The following is a 22743-nucleotide window of genomic DNA, read 5'->3' as shown; positions in this document are numbered from 1 at the left end:
GGCGAACACGACGGTGCACCGCGCCGGGGACCTGCCCCCCTCGCCCCCGGCCGGGGACCGCCCGCGATCCCCGGGACCCGGCTACCTGGGCCCCTTGGTGGCCCCGTGCCCGCGACCGGGCTTGCGGACGACGCCGGCTGTGCCGGTCGCGCTCGCGGTGGCGGAGGGAGAGGCGGCGGGGGCACTGGTGGTGGGCGCGGGCGACCCCGCCGGGTCTCCGCTCGCCGCATCGGAGGCGCTCGACGAGGCTCCGGCCGAGGGGGAGCCCGTGGCTCCCGCGGACGGCTCGGTCGCGGAGGAGACGGGCCCCTCCGGGAGCGGCAGCGACGGCTTCACGTTCGGGCGCGCCGGCTCCCCGGCTCCCGGCGCGCCCGAGGAGCCGGAACTGAAGGCTCCGGCGAGCGCGACGGCGACGCCCACGGCACCCAGGGCTCCGGCGGCCACGACCGCGGGGCGGGGCAGCCGGAAGCGCGGTGCGGAGCGGGCCCTGCGCCGCGATCCGGCGCGCGGGCCGGGGCCGTAGCCGCCGTCGCCACCGCCGTCGCCGTACGCCCCGGGGGCGGGGCCGGGACCGCCGTCGTAGGTGTCGTAGGTGTCGTAGGTCGCGGAGCCCCGTTCACCGTCGCAGGACACGGGCGGCAGCCTCTGCGTCTCGTCGTACGCGTTCTGCCAGCCGTGCGCGGCCGCCGGGTCGGCGTACCGGTCGTACTCGGGCGCCGCGTCGGCGTACGGGTGGTACACGTGCGGCGAACCCTGGGGATCGCCGTTCTCCTGGTGCGGCCCGCTGGCGGGGTGGGCGTCTGCCGCGTCGTTCACGGCAGGCGCGCCGCTCGCCCCGTCGCCGGGCCGGTGCTCCCATGACATGGCCGCGCATTCTAAGGGCGGGAGGCATGGCCAAGGCAGCGACCGGCGGTAACAGCACAAAACGACCCGGTCTCACGTGGTGGAAAACACGCGGCGCGATGCGTTACGCGGCCGTAAGCTCACGGATATGCAGGTGATCCAGTCCACGAAGCTCGCCAACGTCTGCTACGAGATCCGGGGCCCGGTTCTCGAGGAGGCGATGCGGCTGGAGGCCGCGGGTCACCGCATCCTCAAGCTCAACACCGGCAACCCGGCCGCCTTCGGCTTCGAGTGCCCGCCCGAGATCCTGGAGGACATCCTCCGCAACGTCTCCTCGGCGCACGGCTACGGCGACGCGAAGGGCCTGCTCGCGGCGCGCCGGGCGGTCGTCATGCACAACCAGACCCTCGGCATCGAGACGGACGTCGAGCACGTCTTCATCGGCAACGGCGTCTCCGAGCTGATCGTGATGGCGATGCAGGGCCTGCTGGACGACGGCGACGAGGTGCTCGTACCCGCGCCGGACTACCCCCTGTGGACGGCGGCGGTGTCACTGTCGGGCGGCACGGCCGTCCACTACCGCTGCGACGAGCAGTCGGACTGGATGCCGGACCTCGCGGACGTGGAGCGCAAGGTCACCGACCGCACCAAGGCCCTCGTCATCATCAACCCGAACAACCCGACGGGCGCGGTGTACGACGAGGCGATGCTGCGGGGCCTGACGGACATCGCGCGCCGGCACAACCTCCTCGTCTGCTCGGACGAGATCTACGACAAGATCCTCTACGACGGCGCGACGCACACGGCGACGGCGAAGGTGGCCCCGGACCTGCTGACGCTGACCTTCAACGGCATGTCGAAGGCGTACCGGGTGGCGGGGTACCGCGTGGGCTGGATGTCGATCTCGGGCCCCCGGGCGCACGCGGAGTCGTACATCGAGGGACTGACGGTCCTCGCGAACATGCGGCTGTGCGCGAACATGCCCGGTCAGCACGGCGTCGTGGCGGCGCTCAGCGGCCGCCAGTCGGTCAACGACCTCGTGCTGCCGGGCGGGCGGCTGAAAGAGCAGCGGGACACGGCGTACGGCCTGCTCACGCAGATCCCGGGCGTGACGTGCGTGAAGCCGAAGGGCGCGCTGTATCTCTTCCCGCGCCTCGACCCCAAGGTCTTCAAGATCAAGGACGATCGGCAGATGGTCCTTGACCTGCTGCGCAGCGAGAAGATCATGGTCGTACAGGGAACGGGCTTCAACTGGCCGGAGCCGGACCACTTCCGGGTGGTCACGCTGCCGACGGTGAGCGACCTGACCGCGGCGATCACGCGCATCGGGAACTTCCTGGACGGTTACGGCCAGCCCTGACGCGCACCCCGCGCGGATCTCCCCTCGGCCAGTTTTCCGATCCGACTCAACCTTAGACAAAATCCAAGCTAGGATGGCTTCCTGTCAGAGCACAGGAGGCCGTCCCATGTACGAACCGATCCGCACCAAGTCGGTCCACACGACGGCCGGCACCATCTCCGACTTCCCGCACCGTTCGCGTGAGGAGGAACTGGACATCCAGCTCGCGGGCCATCTGTCGGCGCTGCTCGCGGCGACGGACGAACTGCGTGCGCTGACGCCCTCCGCGGAGCTGGACACGGCCGCCGAGCGGCTCGCCGAGCAGGTGGCGCGGCTGCGCCGCAGCACACCGCCGATCCGCGCGACGGCGACCGCGACCGCTCACGAGCCGCACGCCGCGGCGCTCCACCGGCGCGCCCACGCACTGGCGGGCCGCGCCCTGGTGGTGGCGGCGTCCCGTGCGGACACGGCGGCGGCGATCCTGTCGGCGGAGCGCATGGACGCCCATTCCGCCGCACTGGCCGGGCCGCGCGAGCGCGTCGCCGCAAGCTGACCCCTCCCGAGCCGCCCCGAGCGGCTCCCCCCGACGGCCCCGGTCCGCGTGCACCCGCAGCGACGCGCGGACCGGGCGCCATGACACCGCGTTCGCCGTCGCTGCCCGCATTCGGGTGGTCTCCGCGCCCCGGCTGTCTGCCGAATGGCGGCGCCCGAGGGGGGACTCGTAACGTCGGCGGACACGACGGCGGTTCGGGCCCGGGTTGCTCCCACACCGCCACGGCCTGTTCGGCCCCACCGACAACGAGCCACGCAGGAAGCACAGACGACGTCGACCCCGGCACCCAGGTTCTCCGTCTTCACCTCCAGCCACAGGCCCCGTTTCCTCGACGAGTGCCTGACGACCCTGCAGGCGCAGACCTGTACCGACCGGGAGTGGATCGTCCTGCTCGACAACGGCGTCCGCTGGCGTCCGGAGCGCCCGACGAGAGGGTCCGGGTGGAGGTCGCGGACGAGGTCCGCGGCGTGGGGACGGCCAGGCGCAGGGCCTGTGAACTCGCGGCGGTCCGCCACCCCCTCGGGGCATGACGACGTGCCGGGAGCCCCCGGCTCCTCCTCCAGCGGTCCCAGCAGACAGTGCCCGTATCCGCTTCCGAGCAGCGGCCGGGCCAGCTCCCGGAGCCGTTCGTCGGGCTCCACCACGCCGTAGGCGGAGGGGTCGGCGGCCTGGCAGGCGAAGCCCCGCCCGCCCTCAAGGCGGTCGCGGCGGGCCGGCCGGGCGCCCAGACCGCTCCCGTGGAAGATGTCGTCGCCCAGGGTCAGGGCGACGGGCTCGCCGTCGATGAAGTCCGCTCCGGGCATGAACGCCTGGGCGATGCCCCCCTCCGGGCGCTCCTGGGCCAGGTATTCCAGCCGCAAGCCCAGCTGGCTGCCGTCGCCGAGCAGCCGGCGGAACTGGTGCTGGTCATCGGGGGTCGTGATGACCAGGATCTCCCGGACGCCGGCCATCACGAGCGTTCGGCGCCTCCCGCCAACAGGATTCCGCGCATGGCAGCACCCTGGGCGCAATACCCCCGAATACCGCTTTGTCGCACGGCTCATGGGGCGGGGCCCGCCCGTACACCGTCGTACGAGGCGGGCCCCGCCCGTGCATGCGCCGTCACCGCGGCCGGCCCGAGGAGCAGGTCAGGGCGCATCCGACCGGCCGCGGAGTTCACATCGGGGTCAGCCCAGGCGCTGCACCAGCGCCCGGTACTGGTCCCACAGCTCCTTGGGAGCGTGGTCGCCGAGAGTGTTGAGGTGCTCGGGGACCAGGGCGGCCTCCTCGCGCCACACCTCCTTGTCGACGGTGAGCAGGAAGTCCAGGTCGGACTCGGAGAGATCCAGGCCGTTGGTGTCCAGGGCCTCCTTGGTCGGCAGGATGCCGATCGGGGTCTCGACGCCCTCCGCCTTGCCGTCCAGGCGCTCCACGATCCACTTCAGGACGCGGCTGTTCTCGCCGAAGCCCGGCCAGACGAACTGGCCCTCGTCGTTCTTGCGGAACCAGTTGACGTAGTAGATCCGCGGCAGCTTGGACTGGTCCTTGCCCTCGCCGACCTTGATCCAGTGCGCCATGTAGTCGCCCATGTTGTAGCCGCAGAACGGCAGCATGGCGAACGGGTCGCGGCGCAGCTCGCCGACCTTGCCCTCGGCCGCGGCGGTCTTCTCGCTGGCCACGTTGGCGCCCAGGAAGACGCCGTGGTTCCAGTCGAACGACTCCGTCACCAGCGGGACCGCGGAGGCGCGGCGGCCGCCGAAGAGGATCGCCGAGATCGGCACGCCCTTCGGGTCCTCCCACTCCGGCGCGATGATGGGGCACTGCGCGGCCGGGACGGTGAAGCGGGAGTTGGGGTGGGCCGCCGGGGTCTCGGACGCGGGCGTCCAGTCGTTGCCCTTCCAGTCGGTGAGGTGGGCGGGCGGCTCCTCGGTCATGCCCTCCCACCACACGTCGCCGTCGTCGGTGAGGGCGACGTTCGTGAAGACGGCGTTGCCCCACATCGTCTTCATCGCGTTGGCGTTGGTGTGCTCACCGGTGCCGGGCGCGACGCCGAAGAAGCCGGCTTCGGGGTTGATCGCGTACAGTCGGCCGTCCTCGCCGAACCGCATCCACGCGATGTCGTCGCCGATCGTCTCGACCGTCCAGCCGGAGATCGTCGGCTCCAGCATGGCGAGGTTCGTCTTGCCGCACGCGCTCGGGAAGGCGGCGCAGACGTACCTGGACTCGCCCTGCGGCGGCGTCAGCTTGAGGATCAGCATGTGCTCGGCCAGCCAGCCCTCGTCGCGCGCCATCACGGAGGCGATGCGCAGCGCGTAGCACTTCTTGCCGAGCAGCGCGTTGCCGCCGTAGCCGGAGCCGTAGGACCAGATCTCGCGGGTCTCGGGGAAGTGCGAGATGTACTTGGTCCGGTTGCAGGGCCAGGGGACGTCCTCCTGGCCGGGCTCCAGCGGCGCGCCGACGGAGTGCACCGCCTTGACGAAGAAGCCCTCGGGGCCGAGTTCGTCGAGGACCGCCTGGCCCATGCGCGTCATGGTGCGCATGGAGGCTGCGACGTACGCGGAGTCGGTGATCTCCACGCCGATCGCGGAGAGGGGGGAGCCGAGCGGGCCCATGCAGAAGGGCACGACGTACATCGTGCGGCCGCGCATGGAGCCGCGGAACAGGCCGTCCGCGCCCTGGAAGATCTCCCGCATCTCGGCGGGGGCCTTCCAGTTGTTCGTCGGGCCCGCGTCCTCCTCCTTCTCGGAACAGATGAACGTCCGGTCCTCGACCCGTGCGACATCGGTCGGGTCGGAGGCGGCGTAGTACGAATTCGGGCGCTTGATGGGGTCCAGCTTCTTGAAGGTGCCCTTGCGGACGAGCTCCTCGCAGAGACGCTCGTACTCGGCCTCGGATCCGTCACACCAGACCACGTTGTCCGGCTGCGTGAGTTCGGCGACCTCGTTGACCCACGAGATCAGGTCCTTGTGCTGGGTGGGGACGGTTGAGGGAGCCGCGATGTCGCGCGCCACGGTTGCTCCTAGATGAGGGATTTTGTGTTGACTGCCCCGTGGGGGCCGCGACCCGGATGCTTCGTGACCGCTCATCCGGTGCCGACCGCACTCATTTGATCATCCGCCGGGATCGCCCATCTGTCCAGAGGAGCGCCCAGCTGAGCAACGTGAGGATCGCCACGTGCCATCGCGTTTCTTTGCGTCCACCCGGGGTTCCGATGAGAGAATCTTTCGGTTGCCCCGCGTCGTGCGCGGACCGGACGGGCGGGGTGATACCGGTCGCACTTTGATTCGCAACTTACGGTTCCGTAGGTACCATGCGGCGCATGACTGCGTCCGTCCCCGACGCGCCCACGGACTCGCCGGCAGCCGGCCGTGGCCCCGTCGCGCTCTCCCTGCCTCACACGGTCAAGCCGAAGCTCCGCGGCTGGCTGCATCTCGGGATGTTCCCGGCCGTCCTCGTCGCGGGTCTCGTGCTCACCGCCCTCGCCGACTCGACCCGCGGCCGCATCGCCTGCGGCATCTACGCCCTGACGGCCTGTCTGCTCTTCGGCGTCAGCGCGCTCTACCACCGCGGCAACTGGAGTCCGCGCCTGGACGGGGTGCTGCGCCGGCTCGACCACGCGAACATCTTCCTGATCATCGCGGGTACGTACACGCCGCTGACACTGCTGCTCCTGCCGGGCGCGAAGGGCCAGTGGCTGCTGTGGGGCATCTGGGGCGCGGCCGCCGCCGGCATAGCCTTCCGGGTCCTCTGGGTCGGGGCCCCGCGCTGGCTCTACACGCCCTGCTACATCGCGATGGGCTGGGCCGCCGTCTTCTTCCTCCCCGACTTCATGCGCACCGGCGGGATCGCCGTCCTCGTGCTCGTCGTCGTCGGCGGGGTGCTCTACAGCGCGGGAGGCGTGATCTACGGGATCAAGCGGCCGAACCCGTCGCCGCGCTGGTTCGGCTTCCACGAGGTCTTCCACTCCTTCACCCTCGCCGCGTTCGTCGTGCACTACGTGGGGATCTCCCTGGTGGCGTACCAGCACGCGTAGCCCCTCCGGCCGGCCCCGCCGGCAGCCCGTTCACCAAGGCCGCGGCACCGACGCCGCGGCCTTCGCCGTGTCCGGAACCGTTGCGCCCGGGATCGCGACCCGCACCTTCCCACGGAATCCTCTCGCTATTGACAGTGTCATGCTTTTGAGGGTTACTTTCATTTCATGGCTACTGTCACCCAAGAGGGCGGGGTGCGCCGCGCCCCCCGCCGCTGGTGGGCCCTCGGGGCCCTGGTCGCGAGCATGCTCGTGCTCGGCTTCGACATGACGATCCTCAACGTGGCGCTGCCGACCATGGCCCGCGATCTCGGCGCCTCCACGGGGCAGCAGCAGTGGATGGCCGACGCGTACATCGTCGTCTTCGCCTCGCTCATGCTCCCGGCGGGCCTGCTCGGCGACCGGTTCGGACGGCGCCGGATGCTGATCGCTGGGCTCGTGGTGTTCCTGGCCGGTTCGCTGGCCGGAGCGCTGGTCCACTCCGTGACACCGGTGATCGCCGCCCGCGCCGTCATGGGCATCGGCGGGGCCCTGGTGATGCCGCTCGCGCTGGCGGTGCTGCCCTCGCTGTTCGGGCCCGACGAGCGCACCAAGGCCGTCGGCGCGGTGTCGGCGGCGTCCGCTCTGGGGCTCCCGCTCGGGCCGATCACCGGCGGCTGGCTGCTCAACCACTTCTGGTGGGGCTCGGTCTTCCTGATCAACGTGCCGATGGCCGCGATCGGCATCATCGCCTGCGTCTTCCTTCTCCCAGAAACTGCCGACCCGGCGTCCCCGAGGGTCGACGCCCTCTCCACGGCGCTCACCGCGACCGGTCTCGGCAGCCTCATCTACGCGATCATCGAGGCCCCCGACCGCGGCTGGGGCGACCCGCTCGTCCTCGCACTCCTGGCCACCGCCGTCGGACTGATCGCCCTGCTCGTCGTCCGCGAACGCCGCAGCGCACGCCCGATGCTGGAGCTGTCCCTGCTCACCCACCGGGGCTTCCTGCTCAACACCCTCGCCGCGACCCTCGTGATGTTCGTGCTGTCCGGGTTGATGTTCGTGCTGCCGCAGTATCTGCAGGCGGTGCTCGGGCACGACGCGTTGGCCACCGGGGTGCGGATGCTGCCGATGATGGGCGGGATGCTGATCGCCGCCCGGGGTGCGGGCCCGATCGTCGCCAGGTTCGGTCCGCGCGCGGTGATCAGCTCGGGGCTCGTCGTACTCGCGTTCGCCGCGTTTCTCGGCAGCCGTACGACGGTCGACGACGGGTACGGCTTCACCGCGCTGTGGCTGTCCGTCACCGGAGTCGGCTTCGGCTTCGCCGTGGTCCCGGCCATGGACGCGGCGCTCGGCGCGCTGCCCCCCGACCGGGCCGGCAGCGGCTCCGGACTGATGATGACCATCCGCCAGGTGGGCAGCGCCATCGGCATCGCCCTGCTCGGCTCCCTGCTGGCCGGCACGTACCAGGGCCGGCTCGACACCGTTGGACTCCCGGACACCGCGGCACGGGCCGCCTCCGACTCCGTGGTCGGCGCCCATGTGGTCGCCGCACGGCTCGGCGACCAGGCGCTGGCCGCGTCGGCGAACGCCGCCTACGTCCACGGCATGGGACTGGTCCTGCTGGTCAGCGGGGGCGCCGCGCTGGTCACGGCGTTGCTCGCGGCGGCCCTGCTGCCGAATCCGAAGCCCGCGCCGGACGTGCCGGAGGAGGACTCCGCCATGGCTCCCGCCCCCGGGAATGCCGGACAATGACGACCATGGCCGCTACCGCACACCGCTCCGCCCCCGCCGCCCAGCCCCGTCTGGGGCTGCGCGAGCGGAAGAAGATCAAAACTCGTATGGCGATCCGCAAGGCGACGTACCGGCTGGTCCGGGAACAGGGCTACGACGCGACCACCATCGAGCAGATCGCGGAGGCGGCCGAGGTCTCCCCCTCCACGGTGTTCCGGTACTTCCCCACCAAGGAGGACATCGTCATCACCGACGAGTACGACCCGCTCCTGGAGGATGAACTGCGCGCGCGGCCCGCGGACGAACCCCTGATGGAGTCGCTGCGGGAGGTGCTGCAGACCGCGGTCGAGCGGAGCCTGTCCGGGGAGTACGAGACGCGTGAGGAGATGGCGCTGCGCGGGCGGCTGATGGTCGAGGTGCCCGCGGTCCGCTCCCGGATGGCCGAGAGCATGTCCGTGACCGGCCGGATGATGTGCGAGGTGGTGGCCGAGCGCACCGGGCGCGACCCCGGCGACCTGGAGGTGCGGGTGTTCTGCATGGGCGTCGTCGGCGCCCTGCTGGAGGCGTCCCGCTACTGGGCGGAGCAGGGGCAGCAGGGCGACCTGCGCGCGTACGTCACCCGCACGATGGATGTGCTCCAGCACGGCCTGCCCCCGCGGAAATCCGACGCCCCCTGAGCCGCCCGCATGCCATCCTGGCCAGGTGAACGGACCCGAGATCCACGTCGAGTTCTCCCCCGAGCTGGGGCTCTTCGTCCCGCACGCACGGCGCGGGCGCGCCACGAAGGTCGTCACCGACGGCGCCTCCTCACTCGGCCATGTCGTCGAGTCGCTGGGCGTGCCCCTGACCGAGGTCGGGGAACTGGTCGTGGACGGCCGCGCCTCCTCCTTCTCCCATGTGCCCGCCGCCGGCGAGTCCGTCGAGGTGCGCCCCGTCGAGCGCCCCCAGCGGGTGCCCGGCGCCCCGCTCCGCTTCCTCCTCGACGTCCACCTCGGCACCCTGGCGCGTCGGCTGCGGCTGCTGGGCGTGGACACGGCGTACGAGTCCACGGACATCGGTGACGCGGCCCTGGCCGCCCGTTCCGCCGCCGAGCGCCGGGTGATGCTCAGCCGCGACCGGGGGCTGCTGCGCCGCCGGGAGCTGTGGGCGGGCGCCTATGTCTACAGCACCCGGCCCGAGGAGCAACTCAGGGACGTGCTCGACCGGTTCGCTCCCGAGCTGCGGCCGTGGACGCGGTGCACCGCCTGCAACGGCCTGCTCCGCGAGGCCACCAAGGAGGAGGTCGCCGACCAGCTCAAGCACGGCACCAAGCGGACGTACGAGGTCTTCGCCCGGTGCCGTGACTGTGGCCGCGCCTACTGGCGGGGCGCGCACCACGACCAGCTGGAGGCCATCGTGGAGCGCGCCCTCGCCTACGGGTCGAGCCGGGGCTGACGCCCCCTCACATCGCCCTTCCCGCAGGCCACCCCGTCCCTGTTGCGGTCGAGCCGCAGTGGGTCGTCACTGCCGTTGAGCTTCAGCCGGCCGTAGTCGTTCCGTGCCAGCCAGGCGCAGCGGGCGGCCGTGGTCCTCTCCACCTCGGGCGGGAACACGGTGGGCACGCACACCCCGGCGTACCCGTAGTGACGGTCGCAGCCGGAGAGCGTCAAGCTCACCTTCTGCGACGTCCGCTTCGTGCCGGGTCCGTGCACCTTGCCCGTCAGCCCGTCGGCGAAGGAATGGATCTGCGGGTCCGGCGCGTCGCCGGACGCCGTCGTCGCCGTGTCCATCGACATGGACGCGGAGCCGGAGAGGGCCGCGGGCCCGGTCAGATGGATCCACTCGGCCACCGACGGCACGCCGTTCGCGTCGACCGCGAACAGCATGTAGTAGCCGGGAGGCGCCAGGTTGGGGTTGCTGGTCACGTTCAGGTCGACGTTGTCGCCGTCCACGGACAGCGGCAGGTCGACGAAACGCTGGTTCGGGTCGGACGAGTGCGTCACGGCGGCCGGGCGGATCAGCTCGGCCTTGGCGATGGGCCGGTCGACCGTGATGCGCTGGGTGTCCCCGTAGTGCCATTCGGTGTCGATCACCGAGGTGATCGTCGGCCGCTGCCCCCTGAAGAGGTACGGCGGGGTGTAGATGGACACGTCGTGGTTCCAGCTGCCGTTGCCCGGGTTGTCGCCGGTCGCCATCACACGGCCGTCCGGCAGCAGGAACGCGGAGGAGTGGTAGCCGCGCTCCTCCGGGTCCGGCGCCACGGGGTCGAACGTCTCGGTCTGCGGGTCGAAGATCGAGGACTCGTAGACCGGGTCGGCCCGGTTGTGCAGCGCGCCGCCGGTCTCCAGCACCTTGCCGTCGGGCAGGAGCACGGCGGAGACGTACATCTTGCCCTGGTCGCCGGTCTCGGCCACCGGACCGTTCCCCAGGTCCACGGTTCCGTGCGGGAGCGGGGGCCCGGCGGTGTAGGAGGGGTTCGCCGCCTTGAGGTCGATGACGTCGGTCAGCCGGCCCGCGTCCGGATTGGAGTCGATGTTGCCGCCACCGATGGTCAGCACCCTCTGGTCCTGCGCCGGGGGCAGCAGCACGCTCGCCGACTGGTCGCGCTCGTCCTTGTTCTGCAGGCCCGGTACCTCGGTGATGGTGTTGGCGTCGATGTCGTAGATCGCCGACCCGGTACCGGGTGTCCCGTTGCCGAAGACATGGCTGCCGGTGTAGAAGAGCCGGCCGTCCTGCATCAGGACCATCGACGGGTACAGACCCCAGAACGACCAGGTCTGGTTGACCTGGGAAGCCGGCAGCCACTGGTTGTCGGCATAGGAGAAGCGCTCGTTGGTCACCGAACCGGTCGAGTCCTCGCGCAGCCCGCCGAAGGTCATCACATCGCCGTTGCCCAGTTCGGTGGCGGACGGGTACCAGTGGCCGTCGTTCAGGTCGTTGGTCTTGATGTACGACTCGGTGTCCGGGTCGAAGACGTACGAGTCCTTGAACCCCTCGTACCCGTGCGACCCGTCCGCCGCCGGATACGCCTTGTTGCCGCTGAGCACCAGCACCCGGCCGTCCGGCAGCTGCACGTGGCCGCCGCAGAACATGTCCACCGGCGTGGGAATCACCTTGTAGGTGCCCTGCACCGGGTCGTACACGGCGGACGTGAAGGTGCCGGCCGCGAACAGTTCCTCACTGTTGCCGGACCCGGCGATCAGCAGCACCTTGCCGTTCTTGAGCACGACGGAGTGCATGGAGCGCACCGGGTTCTGCGTGGGCAGGACCGCCCAGCTTCCGTTCGCGCACTGGTCCGCGGTGCCCGTGCACTGCGCGGGCGGCAGCGGATCGGCGACCTGCTCCATGGTGTAGTCGTCCGTGGTCACGGACCCGGTGCCGTACACGGAGGCACCCCAGGTGATCATGTCGGTGCCGGCCGGGACCTCGGGGGTGCGCACGCTCGCCTGGGCCCAGTCCGCGCTCATGTCCAGCGTCTTCAGGTCGGTCCAGTACTGCCAGCCCGCGGTCGTGTCGTGCCGGAACAGGGTGACCGCGGCGTCCGGGGTGGTCGACTTGTACCAGAGCGAGAGGTCGTACTGCTTGCCCGGGGTCACCACCGGCGCACAGCTGGCGGACTCGGTGATGAGCGCCTTGCGGTCGCCGTCGACGCGGCGGGTCAGCTCGACCTTCATGGCCTTGCCGCCGGTGTGGGCGTCGCTGGTGGTGGTGAAGGTGAAGTCGTTGTCGCCCCAGCCCGACTTCTCCCAGCAGTACGGCATCCCGTCGGTGCCGTCGGTCTCGAAGCCGGGGTTCTTGACGAGGTTGGCGGCCGAGGCCGGCTGCGGAGAGGTCAGGAGCAGTCCCGCCGTCAGACCGGTCACGGCCAGCAGTGCGGTCCTGCGTCTGCGCAGGACGCGGAGTGTTCGGATGGTCTTCACATGTGCCTCCTTGCTGTGCGGCCCGCGGCCCCCCGGCCCCGGCGCGGCAGATACACCAGCGCTTCGGTCCCCACGAAGCGCAGAACGAAGGTCGTCACCAGCGCGAGCGCGGTCGCGGGCAGCACACTCATCCCGGACGTGCCGACCAGCAGCGCGATCAGCGGGATGCGCAGCACCAGGTCCGCGTTGGCGAGGAGCGCGAAGCGGCCCGCCCGGTCCCCCCAGTGCCGGTGCCTGCGGCGCTCGCGGAACAGCAGGTGCTCGATGAGCAGGAAGTTCCAGGCGACACCGAGCTGGTTGGCCAGGATCTCCGCCGGCAGGTAGTGCAGGCCGAGTGCGGTGAGGGCCCACAGGCCGGCCAGGTTCGGTACGAAACCGCTGGCGCCGATCAGCCCGAACGCCACCATGCGCGCGACCGGCGAGGCGGTGCGCAGCCCGACCAGATGGCGCAGGAAGCGCAAGCCCTCCCGCGCGGTGGACTTCGACTCGCCGGCGAACCGGTCCTGGAAGACGAACGGCACCTCGGTGACCTCGCGCGGTCTGCTGCGCACGGCCAGTTCGAGGAGGATCTTGTAGCCGAGCGGCTGGAGGACCTCCGCGGTGACCGCGCTGCGGCGGATCGCGAAGAAGCCGCTCATCGGGTCGCTGATGCCGTGCAGCCGACGGGGGAACAACGACTTGGTCAGCCAGGTCGCACCGCGTGAGACGGCGATGCGGTAGCCGCCCGCGAGCCCGGCGCGGCTGCCGCCCTCGATGTAGCGGGAGGCGACGACGAGACCGGCGCCGGTGCGCTCGCCGGTGGTGACCAACTCGGGTACCAGTGACGGCGGGTGCTGAAGGTCGGCGTCCATGACGACGATCCAGTCGGAGGCGGCCGCCTTCATCCCCTCGACGACGGCCCCGCCGAGCCCGCCGGCCGGCTCCTCGCGGTGCAGCACGGTGACCGGGAACGGGCAGTCCTGCGCCGCGCGCGAGATCACCTCGGGGGTGTCGTCGGCCGAGTCGTCGACGAAGACGACCTCGCAGGGCAGCCGTCCCGGCACCGACTCGGTGATCCGGTGCAGCAGTTCACGGATGTTCCCGGACTCGTTGAAGGTCGGTACGACGATGGTGACCGCACCCGGCTCGGGAACCTCCGCGGCACGTACCGTCGGATCGCCCAGCTCGCCGGGGACGGTGGATTCATGGCTCATCGGTCACCTCCCGTGCCCTGGTCGACCCTGCGGATCTCGATCCGGTCGGCACCGGTGCCGAAGGTGGCGACCGGCGTCGAGTGCTCGATCGCGGCCCTCACGTTCGGCAGGTCGACGGCGTCGCGCCGCACCGTCGGCGAGGCCACCACGTAGTCGAGATCACGCCAGCCGCGCGGCATCGTCTTCTTCACCGCGGGGTCGAGGTCGGCCTTGTAGAACCAGATGGCCCCGAGGCCGGGCCGGTATCCGGCGTGCACGAGGTCGAGCCAGAGGGCGTCGTCCACCAGGACGCGGGTGTCCTCCGGGTCCTCGACCTCGCCCGCCAGCCACCGCGACGCGGCCCGGTAGGGGGCGTTGGCGTCGGCGGTCACGGCGGTGCGGTCGCCGTCGTACCAGCGGGGCGCGGCATAGGCGGCGCCGGCCGCCACGAGCAGCACCGCCACGGCGTACCGCGTCCAGGTGACGTACCGCTTCTCGGCCGTGCCGCGGCGCCGGCGCAGCACCGCGTGGGCGACGCTCGCGGCGGCGCCGGCCAGGACCAGCGCGAGGAACGGCAGGGCCTGGATGACGTACATGGCGGGCAGGTAGCCGGTGGGCCGCATCGCGACCAGGGTGAGGATCGCGACGGCGAGCGCGGGCCCGGCCAGGGCCCGGGCGGTCACCGACCAGCGCCAGGTGAGCAGGATCAGCAGCGCTCCGGCGAGGCCGCCGATCGGCAGGACACGGTCGTAGTAGAGCCAGGAGTGCAGCACTCCGTAGGAACCGGAGCCGGGGTCGAGGAGGAACCCGGAGCCGGCCCGGCTCATCTGGTAGGTGATGCCGTCCCACAGCGAGACATGGCCGGCTCCCGGCAGCAGCTCCCCCTTGAGCAGGGCGAAGAGGGGGTACGACAGACCGATCAGGGCGCACGCGGTGACCGCGCCGGTCAGCGCGAACTTCCGGGTGTCGCGGTGGCTGTGGCGCCACATCGTGAGGAAGACGGCGGGCAGGACGACGAGCATCGTCTCCTTGGTCAGGACGCCGGCCGCCGCGGCCAGGCCCGCGCCGAAGTGGTGCCACAGGTGGCGGCTCGGGGACGCGGCCAGGGTGAAGGCGAGCAGCGTCCACATCACCGCGATGTTGTCGAGGAAGATCTCGCGCTGGAGGACCACCGAGAGCGGGGACAGCCCGAAGAGGACCGTGGCGAGGCCCGCGGCCCAGGTCGGCAGCCGCAGCCGGCGGGCGAGGACGTAGACGAGGACCGCGCTCGCCGCGCTGACCACCGGCATGGCGACACGCATCGTGCCGACCGTCATCAGGCCCGGATCGATGCGCGAGGGGATCCAGGCCAGCAGGGCCAGCTGGATCCAGCCCAGGGGCGGGTGGTCGTACCAGTACGTGTAGTGGGCGAGCCCGTGGCCGTTCTGCACCGCCCACGCCTGGGCGAGGTAGGTGCCCTCGTCGTCGCTGAGGGTCGGGTAGTCGGCGATGTTCCAGCCCTGGACCGTGAGGATCACCGCGAGGAGCACTCCGCACAGCAACAGATCCGGACGGGAGCGGCGGAAGCGGAACACCGCAGAGGGCAGGGGGGCGGTGACGGGGACAGGTGTGTCCTGCGCGGGGACCGTGGTGCCGGTCGCCGCGGGAAGGGTGGAGGTCACGCCGGAACGTCCTCTCGGGACTCGCGGATCACATCGGACGCGGTCAGATGCGCGCCGACGTGGCTGGTCAGTTCCCAGTCGTTGCGGCCACGCTGCTCGCGCCACACGGCACGGACGGCGGCGCCGGCGAGGAGCACCTGGTAGAAGGGGCCGCCCACGATGAGCTTCAGGTAGTGGACGAGGCGGACGCGCAGCCCGTACTGCGTACCGAAGTCGTGCAGCCCGACGACCTCGAAGACGAAGGTGACCGCGGCGGTCACGAGCGGCAGGAAGGTGAGGAAGGCGATGCCGACCGGCACGTCCAGGAGGAGGGCGATCGCGGCGTTGAGCGGGATGATGACGCCGGAGAACGCCTGCAGGAACGGCGTCATGAGGGTGTAGCGGGCGAGCAGCCGCTGCCCGAAGCCGGGAAGCTGTTTCCAGTCCTTCTTGCGGTAGACCTGCAGGAAGCCCTGGTTCCAGCGGGTGCGCTGCTTGAGCAGCGACATCAGCGAGCCGGGGGTCTCCTCCCGGGTGACCATGTCGGAGTCGTAGGCGACGACCACCTTCTTGCCCGCGCTGGACAGCCGCACACCCAGATCGCAGTCCTCGGCAAGGCACTCGGGGTCCCACCCGCCGGCCTCCCTCAGCACGTCCGTCCGTACGAAGACGGTGTTGCCGCCGAGCGGGATGAAACCCTTCTGCGCGTGCAGGTGCAGCCGGGAGCGGAACCAGAAGAAGTACTCCAGGCAGTTGCGCAGGCTGTACCAGCTGGAGTGGAAGTTGATGAGCTGCACCCCGCCCTGGACGACGTCCGCGCCCGTGGTGCGGAACGCGTGGTCGACGTGGGCGAGCAGTTCCGGATGGACCTGGTCCTCGGCGTCGAAGACCCCGACGACATCGCCGCGGCAGTGCGGCAACGCCGTGTTCATGGCCTTCGGCTTGTTCTTCTTGTCGTGGTGGTCGACGACGACGCGGACGCGCGCGTCGAGGGCCGCGGCCCTCCGGGCGACCTCGCCGGTCTCCGGGTCGTCGTGGCCCACGATGACGATGATCTCGAAGTCGGCGTGGGTCGACTCGAGCAGCCGCTGGATCGTGTGCTCCAGGACGGCCTGTTCGTGTCTCGCGGGCAGGAGCAGCGAGAACGAGAGATGTTCGGCGCCGTCCGGGCTGCCGAACCGGGTGGAGGCGAGCACCTCGGGCGTGCGCCACGCGTGCATCTGCCACCACAGGGTGAAGGCCGCCATCCAGAACAAGGCAAGCGAAACGACGGCGATGAAGACAGACGTCAGCAAAGATCCCCCCAGATCTCCTGAAACCCCCCAGTCGCGACCGCGCGTCATCGCGCCCGCCGCGTCACCGTGCAGAGACTAGGGGGAAATTGTGAAGTCCGGGAGGTCTTCCGATAAATAGCTTGTTTCGGAACGGTCGGTAATCTAACGGGATCTACCCGAACACATGCTCAATTGCGACACCTGGAACGAATCCCTCCGCAAGGCGTTTCAGCCGTTCAGTGCCCTGCGCAGCCGTTCCGGATCGGTGGTCGGAGCGTCGCACGTGAAGTTGCGGCAGACGTAAGCGGTGGGTTCACCGTGGACCAGGGGCCGGTCAACGAGGAGCGGCAGCTCATCACTCCCAGGAGTGCCCACGGCCACCACCGTGCCCGGTGCGGTACCCAGAAGTGCCGTGCGGTGCAGGGCCCTTGTGGCGGGGTCGTCGAGGGCCGGACCGACGACGGCCACCTCGCGCGGCCCGTCGAGGAGCGCCTCGGCAACAGCGAGCCCCCAGCCGATGAAACGCGGCACGCGCGCCCCCAGCGTCCTGACGACGCCCAACGCCCGCTCGGCAGCGACGCGATGGGACTCGGCGCCGGTCTGCGCGGCGTACGACAGCAGGGCGCCGGCGGCGGCGGTCCAGCCGGACGGGGTGGCGTTGTCGGTGGGGTCCTGGGGGCGGCGGATGAGCTGCTCGGCGTCGGCGGCCGTGTCGTACAGTCCTCCGCTCTCGTCGGTGAACTGCGCGAGCACATGGTCGAGCAGGAACCCTGCGAACTCCAGCCAGACGCCCTCGCCGGTGACGGAGGCGAGCGCCAGGAAGCCCTCGGCGACATCGGCGTAGTCCTCCAGCACGCCCGCGTTGGCGCCCGCCTGACCGTCCTTCGACGTCCGGGCCAGGCGCGTGTGCTCGTCCATGTGCAGCCGCACGAGAAGGTCGGCGGCACCGAGCGCGGCGTCCACGAGGTCGGGACGGTCGAAGTAGGCGCCGGTCTCGGCCAGGGCGGCGACGGCGAGGCCGTTCCAGGCGGCGACCACCTTGTCGTCGCGGCCGGGGGCCGGGCGGCGGGAGCGCGCCCCGGTGAGGCGCTGCCTGATCGATTCGATCTTCTCCGCGTCGAACACCGTGTCGTGCTGAGGAAGCTGGAGGACGGAGCTGCCGTGTTCGAAGGTGCCCTCTTCGGTGACGCCGTAGTAGCGGGCGGCGATCTCGGCGTCCTGGGCGCCGAGCACCTCGGCCAGCTGCTCGGGCGTCCAGACGTAGTACGCACCTTCGACGTGCCTGCCCGTGCCGTCGTCGCTGTCCGCGTCGAGCGCCGAGGCGAACCCGCCCTCGCGGGTGCGCAGTTCGCGCACCATGAAGTCGGCGGTCTCCAGGGCCACACGGCGGGCGAGCTCCGAGCCGGTGGCACGCCACAGATGGGCGTACACCCGGCACAGCAGGGCGTTGTCGTACAGCATCTTCTCGAAGTGCGGCACGGTCCAGTCGCGGCCCACGGAGTAACGGGCGAACCCGCCGCCGAGCTGGTCGTAGATGCCGCCGCGCGCCATGCGCTCACAGGTGTCCTGCGCCATCTGCAGGGCGCCCTCCGCGCCGGTGCGGGCGTGGTGGCGCAGCAGGAACTCCAGGACCATCGACGGCGGGAACTTGGGGGCGCCGCCGAAGCCGCCGTGCCGCGGGTCGTACTCGCGGGTGAGCGCGAGGAGTGCCTGGGCGATTTCCTGCTCGCCGGGGAGCTGCGTGCCGCCGTACGCCGGCCCTCGTCCGGCGAGGTCCCGCACGATCTTCCCGGCGACCTCCGCCACCTCGTCCCTGCGCTCGGACCAGGCCATCCGGACGCCCTCGAGGACCTGCCGGAAGGAGGGCGTGCCGTGGCGGGGGGCGGGCGGGAAATAGGTGCCGAAGTAGAAGGGTTCGGCGTCCGGGGTGAGGAAGACGGTCATGGGCCAGCCGCCCTGGCCTGTGGCCGCCTGCACGGCCTCCATGTAGACGGCGTCGACGTCGGGCCGCTCCTCACGGTCGACCTTGACGCTGACGAAGTGCTCGTTGAGGTAGGCGGCGGTCGCCTCGTCCTCGAAGGACTCGTGTGCCATGACATGGCACCAATGGCAGCTGCTGTAGCCGACGCTCAGCAGGACCGGTGCGTTCCGCCTGCGCGCCTCGTCGAAGGCCGCGGCTGACCAGGGCCACCAGTCGACCGGGTTGTCGGCGTGCTGAAGCAGGTACGGGGACGTCTCATGGGCCAGTCGGTTCACCCTCCCACTCTCCCACGGCGTCGGGGACCGCAGAGAACCGGAGGCTGACCGGGCGCGCCCCCTCGGGCGCGTCATCGCGCGTGTGGCCGTGAAGGTCGAGGAGCGCCCGGTGGTCGCGGACGAAGCCCAGCAGTTCGTCCCAGGTCGTCCACACCCCGGCGCGCATGGCCTGGGCCCAGCCCTCCGGACCCCGGTACTCCTGGTGGGCGCGGCGCAACAGGGCGGTGTCCACGTCGACCTTGATGAGCGCCAGGTGCTCCGCCGCGGCGTACTCCTCGGGGGTCATCGTCGCCGGGTCGGGCGCGGTGTGGCGGAAGGGCAGCGCCCGCCACCAGCGCTCGCGACCGCCGGGCTTCTCGCTGCCGGCCCGAACCTCCCCTCCGGCCCGGACGTGCGGAACTGGCAGGTGGCACGGACGGGCCTGGACGTCCTGCTGGCGGCGGGCTGCGTGGCCACGGCCCTGCTCGGCCTCCGCCGCCACGGGTATGCGCGCCTCACGGCCTCGGCCTCGGCGACGGCGGCGGTGGCGGCGGTGGCAGTGGCAGTGGCAGTGGCAGTGGCAGTGGCGGCGGCGGTTCCGGAGGCATGGTTCGGCATAACGGCCTCCCCGTCGGGCGGGGCCCTGGCCCAGGCGATGGCCTGCGCGGTGGCGGAGAGGGCGCTGGCGGGGGCGTGTGTGTTCCTGGCGGTGTCCGAGCGGACGGGGATCGTGAGGTGCCGATGACACGGGCGTTCGGTTGATCGGCGGCCCCCTCGCGCTCATGCCGCTCCCGAAGGACACTCGTGGTCGACGGAGTTGACGCCGGAGGGGGACGTGACATGCGAGACAGCCACCGGGCGGAAGCCGAGCGGCTGTTGGCACGGGCAGTGGAGGAGGAGGTGCGCCGCTCGGGCGGCCGCACCGACGGGGCCGTCCTGCTGTCGCGGGCGCGCGGGGCGCTCGACGCCATGGCGCAGACGGCCGCGGAGGAGTACGCGGCGTACACCAGGGCCCTCGACGACGCGGAGGCCGGGAGGCTGACCTTCGGCCAGCGATACGCACGGGAGGGAGCCGGAACTCCCCTCCTGGTGGCGGCCGTTGCGGCGGCCGCGGCCTGCGTGGCCGATCTCGCCCTGGGCACGGGCACGGGGACGGCCCTCGGCACGGGCGCCGCCGCCGGGGTCGTGGGCGCCGCCGCCACGGTGGTGAAGGTGACCGCCTCCCATCTCCCGGCGGCCAGCAGACGGGCGGGCGAGCTCGGCCGGCCCGGCGGCCCCGAGCAGCTGCGCCTGCAGTGGCTGACCACCCTGGAGTTGCGCGGCATCCGCCCCTTCCTCGACCAGCAGCGGGTGTTCGTGTCCACCACCCACAAGAAGGGCTCCCCGCGGCTGCGCCGCACCGACAAGAGCGCGGCGGCCCGCAGGCGCACCGCGCTGGAGCAGTCGTTCGGCCGGCTTCCCGACCCGGCCGGCCCCTTCACGGGGAGGCGGCAGGAGCTGGCGCGGATCCGGCAGTGGGTCCAGGCGGCCCGCGCGAGCACGGAGTCCCGGCCGCTGGTGGTCGTCCTGCACGGCGCCCCGGGCTCGGGGCGCACGACGCTCGCGATCCGCGCCGCGCACGAGTTCAAGGACCACTTCCGCGGCGCGTCCGTGGTGGATCTGCGCGGCGACAGCGCCGGGGAAGCCCCGCTGTCCACCCGGGATGCCCTGCTCCATCTGCTCAACCGGCTCGGCGCACCCCGCGAGCAGCTCCTGTTCCGCGAGCGCTCCGCGCCGGACCAGCAGGTCAAGCGGCTGAGCGAGCTGTACCACCGGCATCTGACGGGCCTGCCGGTCGTCATCGTGCTCGACGACGCCTCGGACGCCGAGCAGGTCCGCGCCCTCGTCCCAGGGCGCTCCGAGAGCCTGGTGCTCGTCACCGCCCGGGCACCCCTGGACCTGCCCGCGGACCTGCCGGCCCGTGTGCACCGGCTCCCGGTAGAGGCACTGGACGCGGCGGCCGCCGAGGAACTGCTGAACGCGACGGCCCAGGACGCCTCGGGGCCCTACGACGCCGAAGCCGCCGAGCGTGTCCGGAAGCTGTGCGGCGGGCTGCCCCTGGCCCTGCGCATCGTGGGCTCCTCCCTCGGCCGGCGCACCCCGCGCGGGCTGGCCACGGACCTCGGCGCGTACGGTCCGGTGGAGCCCGTGGAGCGCGCCCTGTGGCTGCGCTACACCGACCAGTCGGAGGCGGCCCGGCGCCTGCTGCGGCGGCTCGCGCTGGCGGGCCGGGCCTCACTGGGCGCGGCCGCGGCGGCGGCCCTGCTGGCCACGGACGAGCAGGAGGCGGCCCGGCTGCTGCGGGCGCTGGCCCGCGCGGGACTGATCGACCACGTGCGCGGCAGCCGCTACCGTCTGCACGACCTCGTACGGGCCTTCGCGCAGGCCCGCCTGATGGACGAGGAGGAGCCGGCCGAGCGCACGGCCGCGCAGCAGCGCCTGATCGTCAGCTACGCGGAGCTGGCCGACTCGGTGCTGCGCCTGGTGGACGGCAACATGTCGACCCGCTCGGACCGCTTCGGCCCGCACGGCTTCACGTCCCTGGACGCTGCGCTGCGGTGGCTGGACGACGAGTCGAGCTTCATCACCGCCACCCTGCGGCACACGGAAGGGGTCGACCGGGCGGCGGTGCAGAACCTCCTGGGCGCCCTGTGCGACTACTGCCTGCTGCGCGGCGACCTCTACCGCCTCGGCGAGATCAGCGAGTTGACAAAGGCCGCCGACCAGGGCCTGCTGGTCCGCTCGGTGCAGTGGCGGACGGGCATCGCGGCCCGCCAGCTGGGCGAGCTGGACAAGGCGCGGACGACGCTGGCCTCGGTGGTGGACCTCTACGTGGAGGCGCACCACGCCGCGGGCGCGGCCAGAGCGCTGTGCTCCCTCGGCATCACCCTCCACCACCAGGGCAACCTCACCGAGGCCGCGGCCCGGCTGCGGGAGGCCATGGACCTCCAGGCCCCGCCGGAGCTGGCGGCGGACCGCGCGTGGACGATGCATGCGCTGGCGGCCGTGGAGCGCGACCGTGCACGGCTGGCCAAGGCCCTGGACCTGCTCACCCGCGCCCTGGAACTGCACCGGGAGAACGAGTCGGTGCACGGCCAGGCGTGGGCCCACCTCCAGCTGGGCCAGCTGGCCCTGCGCATGGGCGATGTCCCGCGGGCGGAGAGCGAGCTGCGCACGGCGCTGGACCTGCACACCCGCACCCGCGACGCCCGGGGCGACGCCTGGGCCCTGACCCAGCTCGCCCGCGCCCGCCTCGTCGCCGGCGACGCGTCCGCGGCGGCCGACGGCCTGCGCCGGGCGGCCGCGCGCCACCGGGAGAACGAGGACGCTCGCGGCGAGGCATGGACGCTCTACTACCTGGGGCAGGCCCTGGAGGACTCGGGCGACCTCGACCAGGCGGTGCGCGAGCTGGAGCGCTCCCGCACCATGTTCTCGCGGATGCGGGACGTGTACGGCCTGGCCTGTGCCCGCCACCACTCGGCGCGCGTGACCCGTGACCAACGGGCGGTCCGCACGGGCTCCCTGCGCAACTCGGGCTTCGCCCGCCAGCTGCTGGTGGACGCGAGGACGGACTTCCAGCGCATCGGCGTGGCCCACGGCGAGGCGTGGACCTGCCTGGAACTCGCGGTGGTGGACGCCGGCAACGCCCGCACCCAGCAGGCGCTGGCCCTGTGCGACGAGGCGGCGGACCTGTTCACGTCCTACGGCGACCGCAGGGGCGAGGACTGGGCCCGCTTCCTGCGCTGCACCCTCCTGCCCTACGCCTCCCCGGGAGGCACGGAGGTGGGCACCGCGGTGGCCCAGGAGGAACTGGCCCTGCTGTCCCGCACGGCCAACCCGGCGCGGGACGAGAAGCTCGACGACTGCATGGAGGCGTACCGGCTGCTGCTGGAGCGGGGCGTGAGTCTGGAGGACGGCTGGCAGGCGTGGCGTCTGGGCACGGTGCCCGGACGGCAAGCACGGGAGGTGATGGGGGTGGCGGTGCCGGCGCAGGGCTGACGCGCGGACCGGCACGCCGAGCGGGGGC

Annotated in this window: 16 protein-coding genes and 1 pseudogene; 8 read left to right on the top strand and 9 right to left on the bottom strand. The window is 71.8% G+C overall.

The window, feature by feature from the left end:
- Positions 1-81: 81 nt before the first annotated feature.
- A complete protein-coding gene (locus ACFSL4_RS22715; protein WP_381085886.1) occupies positions 82-864 on the bottom strand; it encodes a hypothetical protein in 783 nt (260 codons plus the stop codon).
- Positions 865-991: 127 nt separating this feature from the next.
- Here ACFSL4_RS22715 and ACFSL4_RS22710 point away from each other — a divergent pair, with 127 nt between their 5' ends.
- Together ACFSL4_RS22710 and ACFSL4_RS22705 are read left to right on the top strand one after the other, a co-directional pair.
- Entirely contained in the window at positions 992-2203 is a 1212-nt protein-coding gene (locus ACFSL4_RS22710) for a pyridoxal phosphate-dependent aminotransferase (protein WP_381085883.1), read from the top strand.
- Positions 2204-2309: 106 nt separating this feature from the next.
- Complete coding sequence (locus ACFSL4_RS22705) at positions 2310-2735, top strand: SCO4983 family protein (protein WP_381085881.1); 426 nt, start codon at positions 2310-2312, stop codon at positions 2733-2735.
- 635 nt (positions 2736-3370) lie between these two features.
- Here the strand turns inward: ACFSL4_RS22705 and ACFSL4_RS22700 are convergent.
- Positions 3371-3685: pseudogene (locus ACFSL4_RS22700) on the bottom strand (sugar phosphate nucleotidyltransferase); the annotation flags it as partial.
- 216 nt (positions 3686-3901) lie between these two features.
- Positions 3902-5725, bottom strand: a complete 1824-nt coding sequence (locus ACFSL4_RS22695; RefSeq protein ID WP_381085879.1) for a phosphoenolpyruvate carboxykinase (GTP) — start codon at positions 5723-5725, stop codon at positions 3902-3904.
- Positions 5726-6033: 308 nt separating this feature from the next.
- Between ACFSL4_RS22695 and trhA the strand changes: the two genes are divergently transcribed.
- The 4 genes from trhA to ACFSL4_RS22675 all read left to right on the top strand — a co-directional run bounded on the left by trhA (position 6034) and on the right by ACFSL4_RS22675 (position 9891).
- Complete coding sequence (gene trhA / locus ACFSL4_RS22690; protein WP_381085877.1) at positions 6034-6747, top strand: PAQR family membrane homeostasis protein TrhA; 714 nt, start codon at positions 6034-6036, stop codon at positions 6745-6747.
- Positions 6748-6912: 165 nt separating this feature from the next.
- Positions 6913-8478 (top strand): MFS transporter, encoded by a 1566-nt coding sequence (locus ACFSL4_RS22685; protein ID WP_381085874.1) that lies wholly within the window; start codon positions 6913-6915, stop codon positions 8476-8478.
- The gene (locus ACFSL4_RS22680) at positions 8475-9134 is read left to right on the top strand and encodes a TetR/AcrR family transcriptional regulator (protein ID WP_381085871.1); all 660 of its coding nucleotides are present in this window, start codon (positions 8475-8477) and stop codon (positions 9132-9134) included. Before ACFSL4_RS22685 ends, ACFSL4_RS22680 begins: the two co-directional genes overlap by 4 nt.
- 25 nt (positions 9135-9159) lie before the next feature.
- The gene (locus ACFSL4_RS22675; protein WP_381085868.1) at positions 9160-9891 is read left to right on the top strand and encodes a Mut7-C RNAse domain-containing protein; all 732 of its coding nucleotides are present in this window, start codon (positions 9160-9162) and stop codon (positions 9889-9891) included.
- Here ACFSL4_RS22675 and ACFSL4_RS22670 read toward each other — a convergent pair.
- The 6 genes from ACFSL4_RS22670 to ACFSL4_RS22645 all read right to left on the bottom strand — a co-directional run bounded on the left by ACFSL4_RS22670 (position 9870) and on the right by ACFSL4_RS22645 (position 18984).
- Complete coding sequence (locus ACFSL4_RS22670) at positions 9870-12356, bottom strand: galactose oxidase-like domain-containing protein (protein WP_381085865.1); 2487 nt, start codon at positions 12354-12356, stop codon at positions 9870-9872. The genes ACFSL4_RS22675 and ACFSL4_RS22670 overlap by 22 nt on opposite strands.
- Positions 12353-13549, bottom strand: coding sequence for a glycosyltransferase (locus ACFSL4_RS22665; protein WP_381085862.1), 1197 nt, complete (start codon positions 13547-13549; stop codon positions 12353-12355). The genes ACFSL4_RS22670 and ACFSL4_RS22665 overlap by 4 nt, the downstream gene beginning before the upstream one ends.
- A complete protein-coding gene (locus ACFSL4_RS22660; RefSeq protein ID WP_381085859.1) occupies positions 13546-15189 on the bottom strand; it encodes an ArnT family glycosyltransferase in 1644 nt (547 codons plus the stop codon). The genes ACFSL4_RS22665 and ACFSL4_RS22660 overlap by 4 nt, the downstream gene beginning before the upstream one ends.
- Entirely contained in the window at positions 15186-16463 is a 1278-nt protein-coding gene (locus tag ACFSL4_RS22655; protein ID WP_381085856.1) for a glycosyltransferase, read from the bottom strand. The genes ACFSL4_RS22660 and ACFSL4_RS22655 overlap by 4 nt, the downstream gene beginning before the upstream one ends.
- Before the next feature lie 207 nt (positions 16464-16670).
- A complete protein-coding gene (locus ACFSL4_RS22650) occupies positions 16671-18698 on the bottom strand; it encodes a thioredoxin domain-containing protein (RefSeq protein ID WP_381085853.1) in 2028 nt (675 codons plus the stop codon).
- Positions 18679-18984, bottom strand: a complete 306-nt coding sequence (locus ACFSL4_RS22645) for a hypothetical protein (RefSeq protein ID WP_381085850.1) — start codon at positions 18982-18984, stop codon at positions 18679-18681. Before ACFSL4_RS22645 ends, ACFSL4_RS22650 begins: the two co-directional genes overlap by 20 nt.
- 120 nt (positions 18985-19104) lie before the next feature.
- On the opposite strand from ACFSL4_RS22645, the gene ACFSL4_RS22640 reads away from it, so the two are divergent.
- Together ACFSL4_RS22640 and ACFSL4_RS22635 are read left to right on the top strand one after the other, a co-directional pair.
- A complete protein-coding gene (locus tag ACFSL4_RS22640) occupies positions 19105-19422 on the top strand; it encodes a hypothetical protein (RefSeq protein WP_381085847.1) in 318 nt (105 codons plus the stop codon).
- A gap of 95 nt (positions 19423-19517) precedes the next feature.
- The gene (locus tag ACFSL4_RS22635; RefSeq protein ID WP_381085845.1) at positions 19518-22715 is read left to right on the top strand and encodes a tetratricopeptide repeat protein; all 3198 of its coding nucleotides are present in this window, start codon (positions 19518-19520) and stop codon (positions 22713-22715) included.
- The last annotated feature ends 28 nt before the right edge of the window (positions 22716-22743 follow it).

Origin of the sequence: Streptomyces caeni, from assembly GCF_042678285.1 — a bacterium.
GTDB classification, from domain to species: domain Bacteria; phylum Actinomycetota; class Actinomycetes; order Streptomycetales; family Streptomycetaceae; genus Streptomyces; species Streptomyces caeni.
The sequence above is the reverse complement of the archived record's forward strand: the minus strand, read 5'-3'. Positions and strand labels throughout refer to the sequence as shown.

Excerpts from the sequence above, each read along its gene's own strand:
- ACFSL4_RS22645 (WP_381085850.1), bottom strand. The coding sequence starts at position 18,984 with ATGACCCCCGAGGAGTACGCCGCGGCGGAGCACCTGGCGCTCATCAAG.
- ACFSL4_RS22710 (WP_381085883.1), top strand. The coding sequence starts at position 992 with ATGCAGGTGATCCAGTCCACGAAGCTCGCCAACGTCTGCTACGAGATC.
- ACFSL4_RS22680 (WP_381085871.1), top strand. The coding sequence starts at position 8,475 with ATGACGACCATGGCCGCTACCGCACACCGCTCCGCCCCCGCCGCCCAG.
- ACFSL4_RS22715 (WP_381085886.1), bottom strand. The coding sequence starts at position 864 with ATGTCATGGGAGCACCGGCCCGGCGACGGGGCGAGCGGCGCGCCTGCC.
- trhA (WP_381085877.1), top strand. The coding sequence starts at position 6,034 with ATGACTGCGTCCGTCCCCGACGCGCCCACGGACTCGCCGGCAGCCGGC.
- ACFSL4_RS22665 (WP_381085862.1), bottom strand. The coding sequence starts at position 13,549 with ATGAGCCATGAATCCACCGTCCCCGGCGAGCTGGGCGATCCGACGGTA.
- ACFSL4_RS22685 (WP_381085874.1), top strand. The coding sequence starts at position 6,913 with ATGGCTACTGTCACCCAAGAGGGCGGGGTGCGCCGCGCCCCCCGCCGC.
- ACFSL4_RS22705 (WP_381085881.1), top strand. The coding sequence starts at position 2,310 with ATGTACGAACCGATCCGCACCAAGTCGGTCCACACGACGGCCGGCACC.
- ACFSL4_RS22635 (WP_381085845.1), top strand. The coding sequence starts at position 19,518 with ATGCGAGACAGCCACCGGGCGGAAGCCGAGCGGCTGTTGGCACGGGCA.